At 36.4% G+C, this 2,732-nt stretch carries 4 protein-coding genes; all 4 read left to right on the top strand.

Annotation, left to right across the window (positions count from 1 at the left end; translation table 11 throughout):
• The first annotated feature begins 242 nt into the window (after positions 1-242).
• Positions 243-1,094, top strand: coding sequence for an alpha/beta fold hydrolase (locus BTO28_RS16625; protein WP_076768312.1), 852 nt, complete (start codon positions 243-245; stop codon positions 1,092-1,094).
• Between the two features lie 120 nt (positions 1,095-1,214).
• The gene (locus BTO28_RS16630) at positions 1,215-1,781 is read left to right on the top strand and encodes a DUF4256 domain-containing protein (protein ID WP_076768314.1); all 567 of its coding nucleotides are present in this window, start codon (positions 1,215-1,217) and stop codon (positions 1,779-1,781) included.
• Positions 1,782-2,024: 243 nt separating this feature from the next.
• Positions 2,025-2,162, top strand: a complete 138-nt coding sequence (locus BTO28_RS17750) for an HXXEE domain-containing protein (protein ID WP_269843885.1) — start codon at positions 2,025-2,027, stop codon at positions 2,160-2,162.
• A 384-nt stretch (positions 2,163-2,546) separates the two neighbouring features.
• Positions 2,547-2,732, top strand: a 186-nt coding sequence (locus BTO28_RS16640) for a hypothetical protein (RefSeq protein WP_144289508.1), incomplete at its 3' end; no start/stop codon positions are given.

Raw genomic sequence — 2,732 nt, forward strand, 5'->3', positions numbered from 1 at the left:
AAAAACGATTAGGGATTTAAAAACGTAAGTTTTTCAGTGCCCTCATTTTTATTTCGGTCTTTTTTATTTTGAATGTTATGTTAAAAACAAATGTTCGAGAACAGGACCTATGACAATTGCGTGTAAAATGTTGTGATTTCTTATTGAGCTAACGGGGCAGTTTAGTGGAAGAAGGGAAAATCATCAATACAGAATTCTTATGCGTACAAAAATAATTGATTATAAAGATAACGGGGGAAAGTATGGCGAAAATAGAATTTGACAAGGTTCGGATAAATTATGAAGTAAGAGGGGAAGGGCAACCCATAGTATTTCTGCATGGAATAGGAGGCAGTTGGAAGATGTGGCTGCCGCAAATAGATTACATTTCCTCTAAGTATAAGATGATTATGTTGGATATGAGGGGGCATGGAGAAACTACAAAAGCCTTTCCAGATAACAAATTCACGGCAAGAGTTATGGCAGAAGATTTAAAATTGCTTTTAGACGAACTGAAAATTTCAAAAACCCATTTGGTTGGTTTATCCTACGGTTCTGTTACAGCTCAATTGTTTGCATCCAAGTATCCTAACTATATTGATAAGCTGGTCTTATCGAATGGATACAGTGAAATCCCTACAAAGGTATCAGGCTTGGTATTGAAATTGTCTAATGCAATATTCAAAATTATGCCTTATGATACCATTATCAGCTTGATGATGAAAGTGTATGGAAAGGACGAATTCACTAAAAAGGTACTACGTGACTCTTTTACATTCGATAAAGAGATGCTTTTCCTTGCGAAAACCTCTGAATTTCCCACTCATACAAACGCGTTGAAGAATATTAATGTTCCGACATTGGTGATGGGCGGAGATAAAAAAGTCATGGGTGTGGACGAAAGAAAGGGGTCGCAAATACTGTACGACAACATTCCAAATGCTGCACTGGCTTTGTTTAAAAATGCGTTTGATCCAATAAGCACAATGGAAAAAGACATCTTTAATGAAATGATTCTTGATTTTTTAGATGGAAAAATATTTAAGGAATATGAAAGAGTATCCATATTTGAAAACAGAAGAATGATATCAAATAGTGTTAATTCAATTTTGTAAAAAGATGTACTTGTCAAACAGGGCTAATCTTCAAGAAGGAGATTAGCTTTTTCTTATTGAAGTATAGAGCAGTTTGGTCCTTAAACCATTATGATTAAAAACAGTAAGGGGGAAACGCATATGACGAACAGAGATAAGGAGTTGTCTCTGGGACAACGTGAAGAACTACTCAGAACTTTGAAAGCCCGTTTTGAGAAAAACCTGAACCGCCATAAAGGTCTTGAATGGGCTAACGTGCAGGCTAAGCTCGAAGCTAATACTGAAAAAATGTGGTCACTCAATGAAATGGAAGGAACTGGCGGTGAACCGGATGTTGTTGGCTATGATAAGAAGATGGACGAATACATTTTTTGTGATTGTTCAGCGGAAAGTCCTAAAGGCCGCAGAAGTGTTTGTTACGACCGTGAAGCGCTGGAGTCAAGAAAAAAACACAAACCAGAAAATAGCGCTATTGATATGGCAGCTGCCATGGGCATTGAACTTTTAACGGAAGAACAATACCGGGAGCTGCAGAAACTAGAAAACTTTGATATGAAAACATCGAGCTGGGTGCAAACACCTACCAATATTAGAAAACTCGGTGGAGCCCTCTTTTGTGATCGCCGCTACGACACGGTCTTTATGTACCACAATGGAGCAGAATCTTACTATGCTGCAAGGGGTTTCCGTGGCTCACTAAGGGTCTAAAAAATTTGAATTTGAGAAAAGATCATCTAGGGAAAGGCTTTAATTTCATTCTTCAACTATCGGGGTGCTTTTGTTTAATATCTCGGCTGTGGCTGTCATTTCGAAGCCATTTCTTATTCAGTTAACGGAGCAGGTTAGTTCAATAAGGAAAGGTTAAAAAAGGATGAAGCGGGTGCAATATCGAAGTTTAAATTAAAGCCAACAAGTTTATACCCAAAGTATAAGTAGGGGAGAAAAATTATTATGTTTCAGCTTGAGTTATATAATGCTATATGGTTATTTGTAGTTATATTTATGCTTCATGATTTTGAGGAAATTATAGCTGTTGAAAAATGGGCGAAAAGAAAAATGTGGTCGTGGGTGGAAATCCTGCGAAAATAATTAAACGAATTGAAGAATAGATCATAGCTTAATTAATTGTTCCTTGTTGAACTCCCATGAAAATTCAATTCTCTAACTAGCGGGTGCTTTTGTTTAATATCTCGGCTGCCATTTGGTAGCCTTTTCTTTTTCAGCTAACGGTGCAGGTTAGTGCTATAAGAAATTGAGCTGGTTCGTCACAGTAAATTAGAAGACGTAGGAAAAGTATTAACTCATTCTTCTGAAGCAGAGGATTTCGCTGGAACATCAATAAAATGTAATGGATTTCTTAAAAGTTTTAAAACAAATATATGTTTTTATCAATCAAATATATTAAGATAGGAGAAAATGCCCGGATATTAGGATCACTTTAAAGTATCCAGTTAGCGATAAAAGGAGTTTGTCATGGAAGTTAAATGGTTTTCAGTAAAGAAAAAGCTGATATTGTTTTCGTTCCTTCTTTTATTAATTCCCATTTCCATTATTATGTTTTTTGCGAACGGAAAGGTCCGGGAAACGACTGAACGGGAGTATATAAATTCCAGTATGAGGGAAATCGAAAAAGTGGATAATGCGATTTCGCTGTACTTT

The sequence above is a fragment of the Domibacillus epiphyticus genome, assembly GCF_001975785.1.
Lineage (GTDB): Bacteria > Bacillota > Bacilli > Bacillales > Domibacillaceae > Domibacillus > Domibacillus epiphyticus.

Bases quoted from the DNA above. Each gene is read 5' to 3' on its own strand.
- BTO28_RS16625 (WP_076768312.1), top strand. From the start codon at position 243: ATGGCGAAAATAGAATTTGACAAGGTTCGGATAAATTATGAAGTAAGA.
- BTO28_RS16630 (WP_076768314.1), top strand. From the start codon at position 1,215: ATGACGAACAGAGATAAGGAGTTGTCTCTGGGACAACGTGAAGAACTA.
- BTO28_RS17750 (WP_269843885.1), top strand. From the start codon at position 2,025: ATGTTTCAGCTTGAGTTATATAATGCTATATGGTTATTTGTAGTTATA.